Origin of the sequence: Bacillus sp. ChL18 (assembly GCF_026241425.1) — a bacterium.
GTDB lineage: Bacteria > Bacillota > Bacilli > Bacillales > Bacillaceae > Bacillus > Bacillus velezensis.
This window is the reverse complement of sequence record NZ_JAPHWE010000001.1, coordinates 1212706-1229700: the sequence shown is the minus strand read 5'-3', so window position 1 is coordinate 1229700 and position 16995 is coordinate 1212706. Positions and strand designations below refer to the sequence as shown.

The following is a 16995-nucleotide window of genomic DNA, read 5'->3' as shown; positions in this document are numbered from 1 at the left end:
ATTGATAGTACGAAGAGATGATAAATGGCTTTATTCATATAATATTCAAAAAAAATCCCGCCCATTTTTCCGGACGGAAGCAGTTGTTTTCTTGGAGTGGACACTGGTATTTACCTCCTTTTTATCTCATGTTACAATCCAGTTATTACAGTGTTTTTTCGAGGAGGAGTGTACATGTTGGGAGGAAAGATGAAAGCTATCGTCAAAAATGAAAACGCTTTCGGAGCAACTCTGAAAGAAATTCCCATACCTTCCATTAATGAGAATGAAGTTCTCATTAAAGTACAGGCCGCATCTATATGCGGTACAGATGTGCATATTTATAATTGGGATCAATGGGCGCAGAAACGAATCAAAACACCTCAAGTATTCGGACATGAATTCAGCGGTATCGTAGCGGAAACGGGCAAGCACGTCACAAATGTCAAAATAGGTGACTATGTTTCGGCTGAAACCCACTTCGTCTGCGGTACTTGTGTCCCTTGTTTAACAGGAAAACATCATGTGTGCACCCATACAAAGATCCTCGGCGTAGATACAGCCGGTTCCTTCGCTGAATATGTCAAAGTGCCGGCTCGAAATGTTTGGAAAAATCCCGCTGATATGGACCCCGCCGTCGCTTCTGTTCAAGAGCCGCTTGGCAACGCGGTGCATACGGTGCTGGAAAGCAGCCAGCTTGCGGGCGGTTCCGCTGCAATTATCGGCTGCGGACCGATCGGACTGATGGCGGTGGCGGTGGCTAAAGCGGCCGGTGCGTCCCGTATTGTGGCCATTGATAAAAATGATTACAGGCTGGCTCTTGCGAAGAAATTGGGAGCCACGATCACCATTCCAGCTGACGAGGAAGATCCGCTTGAGGTGATCGACACCTTAACAGGCGGAGAAGGAATCGACCTTGTCTGTGAAATGTCCGGCCACCCGACAGCCATAACACAAGGATTAAAGATGGCGGCCAACGGGGGAAGGTTCCACATGCTGAGTCTGCCGGAACGTCCGGTGACGGTTGACCTGACAAATGACGTGGTGTTTAAAGGACTTACCGTCCAAGGCATCACAGGCAGAAAAATGTTTGAAACATGGCGGAAGGTATCGCACCTGCTTGAATCCGGCCTTGTTGATCTGACGCCGGTGATCACGCATCAGTTTCCGCTTGAAGACTTTGAAAAAGGGTTTGACCTGATGAGAAAGGGCCGGTGCGGCAAAGTCATTTTGATTCCATAAGGGGAGGGTTCTATAATGAAAGAATTTGAATTTCTAAAAGCAGAGCTTGATAAAATGAAAGAAAATAAAACGTGGCAGCAAATGAAACAAATTGAAACGAAGCAGGGTCCGTCGGTGGAAGTCAAAGGGCAAAACGTGATACAGCTTTCATCGAACAATTATCTCGGTTTGACGTCGCATCCAAGACTTGTCGAAGCGGCCAAACGCGCCGCGGAAGAATTCGGAGCGGGTACGGGGTCCGTCCGTACAATTGCCGGAACATTCACAATGCACAATGAGCTGGAGAAGAAATTGGCAAACTTTAAAAAAACAGAAGCGGCACTTGTTTTTCAATCGGGGTTCACAACGAATCAGGGCGTCTTATCAAGCATTCTTACAAAAGAAGATATCGTGATCTCTGACGAACTGAACCATGCTTCCATCATTGACGGGATCAGGCTGACGAAAGCAGATAAAAAGGTGTACCGCCATGTTGATATGGACGATTTGGAAAGGGTGCTGAAAAAATCAATGAATTACCGCATGCGCCTGATCGTCACTGACGGCGTATTCTCAATGGACGGCAACATCGCTCCTTTGCCTGACATCGTCAAACTTGCAGAGGCGTACGATGCCTTTGTGATGGTCGACGACGCGCATGCTTCCGGCGTACTCGGAAAAAACGGAAGGGGAACGGTTAATCACTTCGGGCTTGACGGAAGAGTCCACATACAGGTGGGCACATTAAGCAAAGCCATCGGAGTGCTTGGCGGTTACGCCGCGGGGTCGCAGGTTCTGATCGATTACCTGCGCCATAAAGGGCGTCCTTTCTTATTCAGCACTTCTCATCCGCCTGCGGTAACGGCCGCATGCATAGAAGCCATTGACGTCCTGCTGGAAGAGCCTGAGCATATGGAAAAGCTATGGGAGAACACGGCGTATTTCAAAGACAAACTGGTTCAAATGGGGCTGACCCTCACAAAAAGCGAAACACCGATCGTGCCGATATTAATAGGGGAGGAAGAAAAAGCCCAAGCATTATCAGACCTTTTATTGACCCGCGGCGTCTTTGCACAAAGCATCGTGTATCCGACGGTCGCCCAAGGAAAAGCGAGAATCCGCACCATTATTACGGCGGAGCATACAAAAGAGGAGCTTGACCGGGCGCTGGAAGTAATCCATTCAGCCGCAAAAGAGCTGCAGCTTGTGTAAGGGGGAAATGATTCCCTCTTTTTTATTTCTTATTGATTCTTATTCTCAATAAGGTGTACAATAATAGGCTGGCGGTTGTGCCAAACGCTTTTAACCAGTATACTTGAGGGTGGAAGTTTCGGTTGAAAGGAGACATTCGAACATGAATGAAAAGCAAAAGCAGGAAAGCGGACAAGTGAATCCGGCGGACAAAAAATCCGAAAAGGATTACAGCAAGTATTTTGAAGCCGTATATATTCCGCCTTCTTTAAAAGATGCGAAAAAACGGGGCAAAGAATCCGTTCAATATCATAACGATTTTAAAATCTCAGAAGAATTTAAAGGCCTCGGTGAAGGCAGGAAATTTTATATCCGCACGTACGGATGCCAAATGAACGAGCATGATACGGAAGTCATGGCGGGTATTTTTATGGCGCTCGGTTATGAAGCGACAAATTCGGTTGATGACGCGAACGTTATTTTATTAAACACTTGCGCTATCCGGGAAAATGCTGAAAACAAAGTGTTCGGAGAGCTCGGCCATTTAAAGGCGCTCAAAAAAAATAACCCGGACCTGATTCTCGGCGTCTGCGGCTGCATGTCACAGGAAGAATCAGTCGTAAACCGCATCCTTAAGAAGCACCCGTTTGTCGATATGATTTTCGGCACGCACAACATTCACCGTCTGCCGGAACTGTTATCAGAGGCATATTTATCAAAAGAGATGGTTATTGAAGTGTGGTCGAAGGAAGGGGATGTCATTGAAAACCTTCCGAAAGTCCGCAACGGAAAAATTAAAGGCTGGGTCAACATTATGTACGGCTGTGACAAGTTCTGCACATACTGCATCGTACCGTATACCCGCGGAAAAGAACGAAGCCGCCGTCCTGAGGAAATTATTCAGGAAGTCAGAAGACTTGCAAGCGAAGGCTATAAAGAAATCACGCTGCTCGGTCAAAACGTGAATGCGTACGGAAAAGATTTTGAGGATATGACGTACGGTCTCGGTGATTTAATGGACGAACTGCGTAAAATTGATATTCCGAGAATCCGATTCACGACGAGTCATCCGCGTGACTTTGATGATCATCTGATCGAGGTGCTCGCCAAAGGCGGCAACCTTCTTGACCATATCCATCTTCCGGTTCAATCAGGAAGCTCAGCGATGTTAAAAATGATGGCGCGCAAATATGACAGAGAACGCTATCTGGAGCTTGTCGGAAAAATTAAAGCGGCGATGCCGAACGCTTCACTGACGACCGATATTATTGTCGGTTTTCCGAATGAAACCGATGAACAATTTGAAGAAACGCTTTCGTTATATCGCGAAGTGGAATTTGACAGCGCATATACGTTTATTTACTCTCCTCGTGAAGGCACGCCGGCAGCGAAGATGAAAGACAATGTTCCGATGAGGGTCAAGAAAGAACGTCTTCAGCGCCTCAATGATTTGGTGAAAGAAATTTCAGCCAAAAAAATGAAGGAATATGAAGGCAGGACTGTCGAAGTATTAGTTGAGGGAGAAAGCAAAAATAACCCTGACATTCTTGCCGGCTATACGGAAAAAAGCAAGCTCGTCAACTTCAAAGGGCCGAAAGACGCCATCGGCAAGATTGTACGCGTCAAAATCGAACAGGCGAAAACATGGTCGCTTGACGGTGTGATGGCAGGAGAGGCAATCGAGGTGAAATAATAATGACGCTTTACTCTAAGAAAGACATTGTACAGCAGGCTAGGAACCTTGCGAAAATGATTTCTGAAACAGAAGAAGTCGATTTTTTCAAACGCGCTGAGGCGCAGATTAACGAAAATGAAAAAGTCTCTGCGATTATTAATCAGATTAAAACCCTGCAAAAGCAAGCCGTTAACCTGAAGCACTACGAAAAGCTTGAAGCGCTGAAACAAGTGGAAAGTAAAATTGACGCCCTGCAGGAAGAGCTTGAAGGGATTCCGATCATTCAGGAATTCAGAGATTCCCAGATTGAGGTCAATGACCTTCTTCAGCTTGTCGCACATACGATCTCAAATCAGGTGACAAACGAAATCATTACATCTACCGGAGGCAACCTGCTGACGGGAGAAACCGGTTCAAAAGTAAAACATTCGAATAACAGCTGTTCTATTTAAACACGGGGCCTTCTTCGGCCCGTGTTTTTTTGCTGTTTTAGAACTAATTGTAATATGTACTAAATTTTCATCGATTCACCGTTTTGTCCCATTTTACTGGAAAGTTTTATCATACTTAAAAGTAAAGTTTCTGGGCAGGGCTGCATACAATGAAACAGAAACTTTGTATTTTTATATTTTTATTATAAAAATGCACATGAGACAAATGCCCAGCATAAGATAACACGAAGAAGAACAAGGAGGCCTGCCGGAATGTCTGAATACAGGGAAATTATTACGAAAGCGGTAGTTGCGAAAGGAAGAAAATTCACCCAATGCACCAACACGATCTCACCTGGAGAAAAACCGTCAAGTATATTGGGCGGCTGGATTATCAACCACAAGTACGATGCCGAAAAGATCGGGAAGACTGTAGAAATTGAAGGGTATTATGATATAAACGTCTGGTACTCTTACGCCGATAATACAAAAACGGAAGTTGTAACCGAGAGAGTAAAGTATGTCGATGTGATTAAACTCAGATACAGAGACACAAATTACTTAGATGACGAACACGAAGTCATTGCCAAAGTGCTGCAGCAGCCGAATTGTCTTGAAGTCACCATTTCTCCTAACGGAAATAAAATCGTGGTTCAGGCAGAGAGAGAATTTTTAGCAGAAGTGGTCGGTGAAACGAAAGTCGTCGTCGAAGTAAATCCTGACTGGGAAGAAGACGATGATGATGATTGGGAAGACGATCTTGATGAAGAATTAGAGGACATTAACCCTGAATTTTTAGTCGGAGATCCTGAAGAATAAGTTGAGGCTAGGGGAGTTTAACACCCCAAGTCTCTTTTTTATATATAAAGATATCACTCTTTTGTTTATGTTATAATGGGATTCGGATAAGAGAAGATACATAGTGAGGGATTAAATGATGGCTAGTTACACGCCTATGATACAGCAATACTTGAAGATAAAGGCAGAGCACCAAGATGCCTTTTTATTTTTTCGGCTTGGTGACTTTTATGAAATGTTTTTTGAAGATGCAAAAAAAGCGTCACAAGAGCTTGAAATTACACTGACAAGCAGAGACGGAGGTTCGGCTGATAAAATTCCGATGTGCGGCGTGCCGTATCATTCCGCGGCGGCTTATATTGAACAGCTGATTAAAAAGGGCTATAAAGTGGCGATCTGTGAGCAGACGGAAGATCCGAAGGCGGCTAAAGGCGTTGTGAAAAGAGAAGTCGTCCAGCTGATCACACCGGGAACAGTGATGGATGGAAAAGGCATTCATGAATCGGAAAACAACTTTATCGCTTCCGTTTCCGAATTCCGTGACGGATACGGTCTCGCTTTATCAGACTTAACGACCGGAGAAAACCTGGCCGTATTTATTGAGCGGATTGAAGATGTCATGTCAGAAATTTACTCAGTCGGCGCAAAGGAAATTGTCGTATCAAGCAAGTTTAACGAACATACAGCTGCTCAGCTGAAAGAACGGTGCGGCGCCACGATTTCTATCGAAGACGGGGAAATAACAGAACGCATTGAAATCGCAAAGCACTTGCCGGGCGAAGAGCTGACAGAGACGTTTATGCGTTTATATACGTATTTGCAGAAAACGCAAAAACGGAGCCTGGATCACCTGCAGCCGGTTCAAGTATATGAATTGGAAGAAGCGATGAAAATTGACCTGTATTCAAAACGGAATCTTGAGCTGACGGAAACGATCCGTTCGAAAAGCAAAAAAGGGTCATTGCTTTGGCTTTTAGACGAGACGAAAACAGCGATGGGCGGCCGGCTTCTCAAACAATGGATTGACCGCCCGCTGATCAGGGCATCCCAAATCGAAGAACGCCAGGAAATGGTCGAGACGCTGATCAATCATCTGTTTGAGCGTGAAGATCTGCGAGAGCGCCTGAAGGAAGTATACGATTTAGAACGTCTGGCGGGCCGGGTCGCATTCGGAAACGTCAACGCAAGAGATTTAATCCAGCTGAAAGAATCTTTAAAACAAGTGCCGAGCATCAAAGAGCTTGTAGGGTCTCTTAACCATAAAAAAGCAAAAGAACGCGCCGGCTTGATTGATCCGTGCGGAGATTTGCTTGACCTGTTAGAAGAAGCCCTTCATGAAAACCCGCCGTTATCGTTAAAAGAAGGCAATTTAATTAAAGACGGCTATCATCAGAAGCTCGATGAGTACCGTGACGCCAGCAAAAACGGTAAAGACTGGATTGCCAGACTGGAGCAGCAGGAACGCGCTTATACGGGCATCCGTTCATTAAAGGTCGGTTTCAATAAAGTGTTCGGCTATTATATTGAAGTCACAAAAGCAAACCTTCATCTTCTTGAGGACGGACGGTATGAGCGGAAGCAGACCCTCACAAACGCCGAACGGTACATTACGCCGGAATTGAAGGAAAAAGAAGCGCTTATTTTAGAAGCGGAAAACAACATCTGCGAGCTGGAATATGAGCTTTTTGCCGGACTGCGTGAAAAGGTGAAACAATTTATTCCGCGCTTGCAGCGTCTTGCCAAACAAATGAGTGAGCTGGACGCACTGCAATGTTTTGCTACGATCAGTGAAAACAGGCATTACACAAAGCCCGTCTTTTCTGATAATGAAGTAAAAGTCATTGAAGGGAGACACCCCGTCGTTGAAAAGGTGATGGACAGTCAAGAATACGTGCCGAACAACTGCCTGATGGGCGATTCGCGGGAAATGCTCCTGATTACGGGTCCGAATATGTCAGGTAAAAGCACGTATATGAGACAGATTGCACTTCTATCGATCATGGCCCAGATCGGCTGTTTTGTGCCCGCAAAAGAAGCGGTTCTGCCGATTTTTGATCAAATCTTCACGAGAATCGGGGCAGCGGATGATTTGATTTCCGGACAAAGCACCTTTATGGTGGAAATGCTGGAAGCGAAAAACGCGATTGTGAACGCCACAAAAGACAGCCTGATCCTGTTTGATGAAATCGGCCGCGGGACATCAACGTACGACGGAATGGCGCTGGCACAGGCGATTATTGAATATGTCCATGATCATATCGGCGCTAAAACACTGTTCAGCACGCATTATCATGAGCTGACGGTGCTTGAAGATAAGCTTCCTCAGCTGAAAAATGTTCATGTGCGCGCAGAGGAATATAACGGAACGGTCGTGTTTCTCCATCAAATCAAAGAAGGAGCCGCAGATAAAAGTTACGGCATTCATGTCGCCCAGCTTGCCGAGCTCCCGGACGATCTGATCAGCCGCGCGCAGGAGATTTTGAAACAGCTTGAGCAGACGGGAGATAAACCGGAGCTTCCGGCGGTATCTGAGAAAAAGTCCGCCGTCAGAGAAGAACCGGCACAGCTGTCCTTTTTTGCTGACGGTGAAAAAGAACAGAAGGCACCGGCTGTTTCTAATAAAGAAAAACAAGTGCTTGAAGCCTTTAAGTCAATCAATATTCTCGATATGACGCCGCTTGAAGCGATGAATGAAATGTACAAGCTGCAAAAAAAATTAAAATAGAAAGAGGTGACGGACTTGGCAAAAGTCATCCAGCTGTCAGATGAACTTTCAAATAAAATAGCGGCCGGCGAGGTGGTCGAACGGCCTGCCTCAGTCGTTAAAGAATTGGTGGAAAACGCCATCGACGCAAACAGCACAGTCATTGAAATCGACATAGAGGAAGCGGGGCTTTCGTCGATTCGGGTGCTCGATAACGGCGAAGGGATGGAAACCGATGATTGCAAGCGGGCTTTCCGCCGCCACGCGACCAGTAAAATCAAAGATGAAAACGACCTGTTCCGGGTGAGAACACTCGGTTTCCGCGGAGAAGCTTTGCCAAGTATCGCGTCTGTTTCTCATCTGGAAATTAAAACGAGCATCGGCGAGGGAGCGGGAACCCATCTCATTCTTCAGGGCGGGAATATCATTTCTGAACAGAAATCCTCCAGCAGAAAAGGAACGGAGATTATCGTTACCAACCTGTTTTTCAATACACCCGCCAGATTGAAATATATGAAAACCGTGCATACGGAGCTCGGCAATATTACGGATGTTGTCAACCGGATCGCTCTTGCGCATCCGGAAGTATCCATCCGTCTCCGCCATCAGGGGAAAAATCTGCTGCAGACAAACGGTAACGGGGACGTGCGCCATGTGCTGGCCGCAATTTACGGGACGGCGGTTGCGAAAAAAATGATACCGCTCCATGTCAGCTCGCTTGATTTTGAAGTCAAGGGCTACATTGCGCTTCCGGAAATCACGCGTGCATCCAGAAACTACATGTCATCTGTCATTAACGGAAGATACATTAAGAATTTCCCGCTTGTAAAAGCGGTCCATGAGGGCTATCACACACTTCTGCCGATCGGCCGCCATCCGATTACGTTTATCGAAATTACGATGGACCCGATTTTGGTTGATGTCAATGTCCATCCGTCGAAGCTTGAAGTCCGCCTCAGCAAAGAGACGGAGCTGCATGAGCTGATCCGTGACGGGATAAAGGAAGTGTTTCAAAAGCAGCGGCTTATTCCGAGCGCCCAGCTCCCGAAAAAATCAGCGCCGGCACCGGCCAAAAACGAACAGCAATTTATGACATTTGAGGAAAGCGCGCCTGAGCGGAAACTTCCTGAAAAAACGCCGGAGCCGTCTTACTCACCAATGAAGCTGAGTTCGGTCGTAAAAGAGCCTGAGCCGGTAATAATAGAAGAAGAGATCCTCCCGAATGAAGCGGATCACGGAGTGCCACCGGAGCTCGGTATGCCCGAAACGGCAGCGCCTGTTTCAGATATTCCGGAACCGGAAGCTGTCTCTGAAGAAATACGGGAAGAAAGAGTTCCGGTGATGTATCCGATCGGCCAAATGCACGGGACATATATTTTAGCCCAAAACGAAAACGGCTTGTATATCATTGACCAGCATGCGGCACAAGAACGGATTAAATACGAATATTTCCGGGAGAAAGTCGGGCAGGTCGAGCCTGAAGTGCAGGATATGATCGTGCCGCTCACCTTTCATTACGCGGCAAATGAAGCGCTGATCATTGACCAGCATCAGCATGAGCTTGAAAGCGTCGGAGTATTTTTAGAAGCATTCGGCACGAACAGCTACATCGTCCGCTGCCATCCTGCCTGGTTTCCAAAAGGGGAAGAAGCTGAACTGATTGAAGAAATCATTCAGCAGGTGCTTGACGCCAAACAGATCGATATTAAAAAACTGCGGGAGGAAGCGGCCATTATGATGAGCTGCAAAGGCTCAATCAAAGCGAACCGGCATTTGCGCAACGATGAAATCAAAGCGCTCTTGGACGACCTGCGCCGAACGACAGACCCGTTCACATGCCCGCACGGCCGGCCGATCATTATCCACCACAGTACGTATGAGATGGAGAAGATGTTTAAGCGTGTGATGTAATAACAACGTTTATGTGAGACTAAACCGTTATTTGCCCACAAGCAGCCTTACTAGTTTGAATGACCCAGCCTTTCAGAGATAACTTTTGAGTTTTTTAATTTCTGGCATAATTGTTGCATCGGTATGCCGTAATCATGAAAATAATTTGTTTAACATCCAGCTGCTTTTCTGTCATATAAAAATTGTTTTTGGAGAGTATTTGGGGTTGGCGATGTAGTATCCTGTGTTTGGTGTAACCGTCTATATCGTCCATTGACTGCATTAATAGTGAAATAATTGGAGAAAACGGTTCCTGAAAAATCTCATGTTATTTGTGAAGAATTCAAATAAAATTAGAATTTGGCGGGTTATACTATCCGCAAGTTAGTCAAGGGGGACTAGTAATTAGCCCCCCTTACATTTAGTTCTTCCTGAGGTTTTTTCTATTTTTGATCAAACTGAAAACCACTAAGAGAACCACACCGACAGCAACGATATAAAATGAAATTTCTGCTGCTGCGGTATTAATATTCTTAAGAACAAGGATAAGTCCTATTAAAACTATAGGAATGATGTAAGTTAGAATTCTTATAGCTTTTGGGCTCGGTTCAGCGTTACTTTTATCTTCCATAGTTACCTCCGATCTTAACACGTTAGAAAATAATCACTTTAAAGCTTAACACAGGATAAATTTGTTAAACACCAACAATAGCCCCGTTTAAATGAAAAGCCTAAGAGTTTTAGTAATCCGCCAAGCGGCTGTTGGGTTGCCAGTTCTTTTAGAGCACCCGCATAGCACGTATCTTCAACTGCACCAGTAAAATTGTCGATCGTATTAAGAATTATTTCAAAACGCCAATTCCGCCCATAGCAGCTTTAACTTTAGCAGGTATTGCATCCCAATCTGCTCTTAGTGCTTTTGCATCCCAGGGCAATTTACCTTGAGAGGTAAACTCCGACCCATATAACATAGTCTATTTGTCTAATGTTTAATATTTACTTTTTACACTTAATGATTTTATGTTAGTTTTGTTTTTGCACAGTAAAAAGCTGCGCGGCGCTTTCGTGAATTGTTGCAGCTAGGGCTGATTTGAAAAGAGTGTAAATTACGCCGTACTTTTCTAAGTTCAATTATGTTAATGTCAACATAATGTTGCAATTCGGTATTATCTTGAAGAAAAGGATTAAAATAATAATCTTGATTGCGGATCATTTCTAAAAACTGATTATCCCCTTCGGCCGCTTCGGCAATTGCTTTTCAAAACAAAAGCTAAATTTGTTTTCTTTTTATCCGAAACTCATATTCATCCTTCATTTTCTGAATAAAATTCCCTAAAGAATTCATCTAAATTAATATTCTAATTTCCTTATATATCAGCATAGCAATTTGTAAAAAAGGTCCAGACTGGTGCTTTTGGCGGGAGCAGAAAGTTTTTTTAACTTTACCGGAAAATCCATGGAAAAACGTGGTGTCATCTGGTAAAGTGGTTACAGTCGGCTGGGCGGCGGCAGCAGTCTGCCCGGATCTTTTAAATGGGAATGGTGACAATGGATCATACATATGAAGTGCATCAAATCAAAACTTATCACCAGATGTGGTCCAACTATTGTTATATTATCGCAGACCGCTCAAAAAAATCTGCGATAGCGGTGGACCCGTCCTGGGAAATCGATAAAATAACCGATAAACTGCATGAATTGGATGTTGATTTATCAGCTATTTTATTAACACATTCGCATTATGACCATGTAAACTTGGCGGAGCCGCTTCAGCAAATCTATCATTCTGATATATACATGTCGTCGGCGGAAATCGATTTCTATCAATTCCGGTGCAGAAACTTAATAGCGCTTGAAGACGGCCAAACCTTTGCGGCCGGAGGGTTTATCATCAGAAGTATACTGACCCCGGGACATACGGCCGGGGGAATGTGCTATTTGCTATCTGATCATCTTTTTACCGGTGACACCGTGTTTACAGAAGGGTGCGGGATATGTGAGGACAGGGGCAGCTCAGCTGAAGACATGTTTCACAGTATACAGAGGATCAAAGCCTCCATTCCGCCGCATGTGCGCGTGTATCCGGGGCACTCCTTCGGGGAGAAGCCGGGTCAAAAAATGGAGAGTCTTTTGAAAAACAATATTTACTTTCAGATTGAAAAAAAAGAACATTTCGTGAATTTCCGCAACAGAAAAAATCAAAAAGGGCTGTTTCATTTTAAGTAATGTGTAATTTAGTTCTATCTAACTAGCTTTTCTTTTGAAGCAAGGAACTTCTGAAATGGAATGGTAGTTATTACTAGATTTCTGGTGATGAATGGCTGAGTAACGGGAGTTTGCGGAAGAGAACGCCGGGCAGGCCGGATGGGACATTCTGCTTACGCCTGTTCCGAAAGCCCTGAGCCCGACTTCCGGCAGGGAAAAATAGGCATTATTCAGGAGTTCGCATAGGATAAATTAACTTGACATGGTATTTTTGTGCAGTTACTATCAACTTGAACATGCTTCTTATCTGAATCCGAGAAAGGATGGCTGAGAAAATGATCACATACTTATTCCCCGGACAAGGTTCTCAAAAGCAGGGAATGGGGAGCTCATTGTTTGATGAATTTAAAGACTTAACGGAGCAGGCTGATGAAACACTCGGATATTCCATGAAACGGCTTTGTCTTGAGAATCCGTATTCCAATCTTCATAAGACGCAGTTCACCCAGCCTGCTTTATATGTTGTAAACGCGTTAAGCTATTTGAAAAAAATCCAAGACAATGACATAAAGCCGGATTATGTGGCCGGGCACAGTTTGGGAGAATATAATGCGCTGTTTGCAGCAGGTGCTTTTGATTTTATTACCGGCCTGCAGCTTGTCCGTAAAAGAGGCGAATTAATGAGTATGGCCACTGACGGAAAAATGGCCGCTGTTATGGGGTTAACTGCAGCTCAAGTGTCAGACACCCTTCAAACGCACGGATTACATACGATTGATATTGCCAATATGAATTCTCCTCACCAAGTTGTCATATCCGGACGCAAAGAAGACATTGAAAGAGCCAAAAGCGTATTCGAAGGATTAAAAGACGTTACGATGTTTCATCCGTTAAACGTAAGCGGCGCTTTTCACTCGAGATATATGAGCGAAGCAAAACAAGAGTTCGAAAAATTTTTACAGTCATTTCATTTTTCTGCTATATCAATTCCCGTCATTTCTAATGTGCATGCCAGACCTTACGAGCAAGACGGAATCCACTCCGTTCTGGCCGATCAGATCGACCATTCAGTGCGATGGAACGACAGCATCCGCTATCTGCTGGACAAAGGGCGGATGGAATTTGAAGAAGTCGGCCCGGGCCATGTGCTGACAGGGCTTATTCACCGCATCAAAAAAGAAACTGAAGCTTCACCCGCCATGTAGCGGAACGCAAGTCAAAATTCTTATCTCACACAATAGTGCCAGCCATACAACATCACGACCACTTCACCTGCACACGACATCACGAAAAACTCACAAATCAATATTTTAAAAAAATAAGCAGCAAAAAGGAGAACAAATGAACCAGCCAATTGTTTTCATGTTTTCTGGACAGGGTTCCCAATACTATCAAATGGGGAAAGAGCTGTTTGCACATAACTCCGCTTTTCGGCAGAAAATGCTTGACTTGGACGATTTTGCAGTCAGCCGTTTCGGTTTCTCTGTCCTAAAAGAGATGTATCATACAGGCAATCGTCTGTCTGATCCATTTGACCGCCTTCTTTTCAGCCATCCTGCCATTTTTATGGCTGAGTACGCACTTGCATATGCTTTGGAGCAAAGAGGCATACGTCCCGATTATGTGATCGGAGCAAGCCTCGGAGAGTATGCAGCGGCCGCTGTGTCGGGCGTGCTGAGCGCCGAGGATGCTTTAGATTGCGTGCTGGAACAGGCCCGAATCGTTACGGAAACTTGCCGTAACGGCAGCATGCTTGCGATACTGGGTGATCCGGCTTTATATCAAGATGATCCGCTGCTCGGCGAACATAGTGAATTGGCATCTGTAAACTATCATTCTCACTTTGTCATCTCGGGAGAGCGGGAACATATCAAAAAGATCATGGACGATCTGAGAGAAAAGCAGATTCCTCATCAGCTATTGCCGGTATCTTACGGGTTTCACTCAGCGCTGGTTGATCAGGCGGAACAGCCGTACAAGCGCTTTTTAGCTCAGAAATCAATCCGGACTCCGTTTATACCGTACATCTCCAGTGCGACCGGAGAGGTTGAGACCGATATACAAGCGGACTTTTTCTGGGATATCGTAAGAAAGCCGATTCGATTCCGCGAAGCGCTTCAATTCGCAGACAGCCGCCAAAAAGGATTGTATATTGATGCCGGGCCTTCCGGAACATTGGCCGCATTTGCCAAACAGATTCTTCCTGCAGGATCGGCTGAACGCATCCGTGCCATTATGACGCCGTTTCATAAAGAACAAACACATTTGCAGCAAATAGAAGACAGCATTTTATCACCGCCCGGAAGGAGACTGTAAGATGATCAGCTTTGTTTTTCCAGGCCAAGGCTCGCAAAAAGTAGGGATGGGGGAGAACCTGTTCGGCCGCTATCCTGAATTAACCGCAAAGGCCGATCACATTCTCGGATATTCCATTCAGGAGCTGTGCCGGGACGGAGAACGTCTCAATCAGACTCAATTCACTCAGCCGGCGCTCTATGTCGTCAATGCCCTCAGTTATTTGAAAAAAACAGAAGAGACCGGCTTGAAACCGGATTTTACCGCCGGACACAGTTTGGGCGAATATAACGCGTTATACGCTTCGGGCGCCTTTGATTTTGAAGAAGGCTTACAGCTGGTCAAAAAAAGGGGCGAACTGATGAGCCGCGCAAAAGGAGGCGGCATGGCAGCGGTGATCGGCCTGACTCATGAGCAGGTGACGGATGTTTTAAGAGAAAATCACTTGGATATGATTGATATCGCCAACATGAACACACCGCAGCAAATTGTCATTTCCGGATATAAAGAAGATATTGAAAAAGCCGCATCCGTTTTTGAAGCCGTAAACGGCGTAAAAATGGTTCACCGCTTAAATGTCAGCGGCGCCTTTCATTCCAGATACATGCTGGAAGCGAAGGAAGAGTTTTCACGCTTTATTGAATCTTTCCGTTTTAAGCCGCTGTCCATCCCGGTCATTTCAAATGTGACGGCAAGACCCTATGAGCAGAGAGAGCTGAAAGAGACACTCACCGGACAAATAACGGGATCTGTGAACTGGACAGACAGCATCCGTTTCTTAATGGGAAGAAAGAACATGAGCTTTGAGGAAATCGGTCCCGGAAAAGTGCTGACGGGGCTGATTCAAAGAATTACGGCTGAAGCGGAGCCGATAACAGATGAAATCAAAGTCCCGGCCGAGGCTGGAAAAAGCTCAATTACGGCGGCGTCTTTAGGAAATGAAGAGTTTAAGCGCGATTATCAATTGAAATACGCCTACTTGGCCGGCGGCATGTACCGCGGAATTTCTTCGAAGGAAATGGTCGTCAAACTGGCCGAAAAAGGAATGATGGGCTTTTTCGGAACGGGCGGTTTGAACATCGCGCACGTCGAGGACGCCATTTTGTCAATTCAGCATGAGCTTCGTGACGGCGGTTCCTTCGGCATAAATGTTGTACATAATATGAAGCATACAGATTCAGAAGAAAAAATGATTGATCTTTTATTGAAGCATGGGATTCAGAACTTGGAAGCATCAGCGTTTTTAACGGTTACTCCCGCTTTAGTAAGGTTTCGCGCTAAGGGGTTAAAACGCGGTGCCGGCGGACAAATAATAGCGCGTCAGCGGATTATCGCCAAGCTTTCCCGTCCGGAAGTAGCGGAAGCGTTTCTCAGCCCGGCGCCTGATCACATTCTGCAGAAACTTGCAGCCGAAAACAAAATTACCGCTGAAGAAGCAAGTCTGATGAGAGAAATACCCGTTGCGCATGACATCTGCGTAGAGGCTGACTCAGGCGGCCACACTGACGGCGGAGTTGCTTACAGTCTCATGCCGGCGATCATCCGTTTACGAGATGACATGATGAAAAAATACCGATACGGCAAAACCGTCCGCATCGGAGCCGCAGGGGGAATCGGAACGCCCGAGGCTGCCATGGCCGCATTTATGCTCGGCGCTGATTTTATTGTGACCGGATCTATTAACCAATGCACCGTTGAAGCAGCGACGAGCGGCCTCGTAAAGGACCTCCTGCAGCAGATGAATGTACAGGACACGGCCTACGCGCCGGCCGGCGATATGTTTGAATCAGGCAGCAAGGTGCAGGTATTAAAGAAAGGGCTGTTCTTTCCGACTCGCGCCTCTAAGCTGCATGAACTGTATCAGCGTCACCGCTCAATTGAAGAAATTGATGAAAAGACACTCAGACAAATAGAAGAGAAGTATTTTAAGGCAAGTGTAAGCAGTATTTATGACAAAGTGAAGGCTCATTATTCGAATGAAGACATTTCAAAAGTCGAACGGAATCCGAAACAGAAAATGGCGCTCATATTCAAATGGTATTTCAGGCAAAGTTCTGCTTCGGCGATTAAAGGAGACCCGGATGCCAAGGTAGACTTCCAGATTCATTGCGGCCCGGCATTAGGCGCCTTCAATCAATGGGTGAAAGGTACGGAGCTGGAGTCCTGGAAAAACCGCCATGCCGATGGTATCGGCCTGCGGCTTATGGAAGAGACGGCCTCGCTTTTGAATCAGAAGTTAGGTTCATTTTTGCAAACGTGTTGACAAGACGAAATGATAGATTGAAAACATGGAATATTCATAAAAGATGAAACAGGGAGGAACTGACAATGAGTAAAGAAAGAATCTTTGAATTGCTGCAGAACACAATCTACGAGGTTTTGCCTGATTTAGAAGGCGAACAGCTTTCGCAGGAAGACCGGTTAGTTGATCTGGGGGCGGACTCAGTGGACCGCGCTGAAATTATCACGATGATGCTTGAAGAATTATCACTGCAGATCCCGCGTGTTGAGCTGACGGGAGTGTCAAACATCGGCGAATTGGCGGCAAAGCTTTATGAAAAGGTACAGGCTGTCTGATAAAGCGGTGAAACAATCGGAAACTCAAA

Annotated in this window: 13 protein-coding genes; 12 read left to right on the top strand and 1 reads right to left on the bottom strand. The window is 45.5% G+C overall.

All coding sequences use genetic code 11. The features are described 5' to 3' along the window. The first annotated feature begins 174 nt into the window (after positions 1–174). The 7 genes from tdh (at position 175) to mutL (ending at position 9910) form a co-directional block, all read left to right on the top strand. The gene (gene tdh / locus OQ477_RS05840) at positions 175–1221 is read left to right on the top strand and encodes an L-threonine 3-dehydrogenase (RefSeq protein WP_094295759.1); all 1047 of its coding nucleotides are present in this window, start codon (positions 175–177) and stop codon (positions 1219–1221) included. Between the two features lie 12 nt (positions 1222–1233). Further along, positions 1234–2412: a glycine C-acetyltransferase gene (locus OQ477_RS05835; RefSeq protein WP_265972424.1), complete on the top strand. Its 1179-nt coding sequence runs from the start codon at positions 1234–1236 to the stop codon at positions 2410–2412. A gap of 142 nt (positions 2413–2554) precedes the next feature. Continuing rightward, positions 2555–4084 (top strand): tRNA (N6-isopentenyl adenosine(37)-C2)-methylthiotransferase MiaB, encoded by a 1530-nt coding sequence (miaB, locus tag OQ477_RS05830; RefSeq protein WP_003154116.1) that lies wholly within the window; start codon positions 2555–2557, stop codon positions 4082–4084. 2 nt (positions 4085–4086) lie between these two features. Beyond that, positions 4087–4518 carry a RicAFT regulatory complex protein RicA family protein gene (locus OQ477_RS05825; protein WP_003154113.1) on the top strand — a complete coding sequence of 144 codons (432 nt, stop codon included), beginning with the start codon at positions 4087–4089 and terminating at the stop codon, positions 4516–4518. Positions 4519–4770: 252 nt separating this feature from the next. Further along, positions 4771–5316, top strand: coding sequence for an outer spore coat protein CotE (cotE, locus tag OQ477_RS05820; RefSeq protein ID WP_003154111.1), 546 nt, complete (start codon positions 4771–4773; stop codon positions 5314–5316). Positions 5317–5434: 118 nt separating this feature from the next. Continuing rightward, the gene (gene mutS, locus OQ477_RS05815) at positions 5435–8020 is read left to right on the top strand and encodes a DNA mismatch repair protein MutS (RefSeq protein ID WP_007409829.1); all 2586 of its coding nucleotides are present in this window, start codon (positions 5435–5437) and stop codon (positions 8018–8020) included. Between the two features lie 15 nt (positions 8021–8035). Next, entirely contained in the window at positions 8036–9910 is a 1875-nt protein-coding gene (gene mutL, locus OQ477_RS05810) for a DNA mismatch repair endonuclease MutL (protein ID WP_082998028.1), read from the top strand. 400 nt (positions 9911–10310) lie between these two features. On the opposite strand, the gene OQ477_RS05805 is transcribed toward mutL, so the two are convergent. After that, on the bottom strand, positions 10311–10520 hold the full coding sequence (locus OQ477_RS05805) for a hypothetical protein (RefSeq protein ID WP_265971716.1): 210 nt from the start codon (positions 10518–10520) through the stop codon (positions 10311–10313). 917 nt (positions 10521–11437) lie between these two features. Between OQ477_RS05805 and OQ477_RS05800 the strand changes: the two genes are divergently transcribed. The 5 genes from OQ477_RS05800 (at position 11438) to OQ477_RS05780 (ending at position 16966) form a co-directional block, all read left to right on the top strand. After that, positions 11438–12115, top strand: a complete 678-nt coding sequence (locus OQ477_RS05800) for an MBL fold metallo-hydrolase (RefSeq protein ID WP_003154103.1) — start codon at positions 11438–11440, stop codon at positions 12113–12115. Between the two features lie 314 nt (positions 12116–12429). Then, complete coding sequence (gene fabD / locus OQ477_RS05795) at positions 12430–13299, top strand: ACP S-malonyltransferase (protein ID WP_007409838.1); 870 nt, start codon at positions 12430–12432, stop codon at positions 13297–13299. A gap of 136 nt (positions 13300–13435) precedes the next feature. Beyond that, a complete protein-coding gene (locus OQ477_RS05790) occupies positions 13436–14410 on the top strand; it encodes an acyltransferase domain-containing protein (RefSeq protein WP_265971714.1) in 975 nt (324 codons plus the stop codon). A gap of 1 nt (position 14411) precedes the next feature. Beyond that, positions 14412–16652, top strand: coding sequence for an ACP S-malonyltransferase (fabD, locus tag OQ477_RS05785; RefSeq protein ID WP_265971713.1), 2241 nt, complete (start codon positions 14412–14414; stop codon positions 16650–16652). Positions 16653–16717: 65 nt separating this feature from the next. Further along, positions 16718–16966 carry an acyl carrier protein gene (locus OQ477_RS05780; RefSeq protein WP_007409841.1) on the top strand — a complete coding sequence of 83 codons (249 nt, stop codon included), beginning with the start codon at positions 16718–16720 and terminating at the stop codon, positions 16964–16966. The last annotated feature ends 29 nt before the right edge of the window (positions 16967–16995 follow it).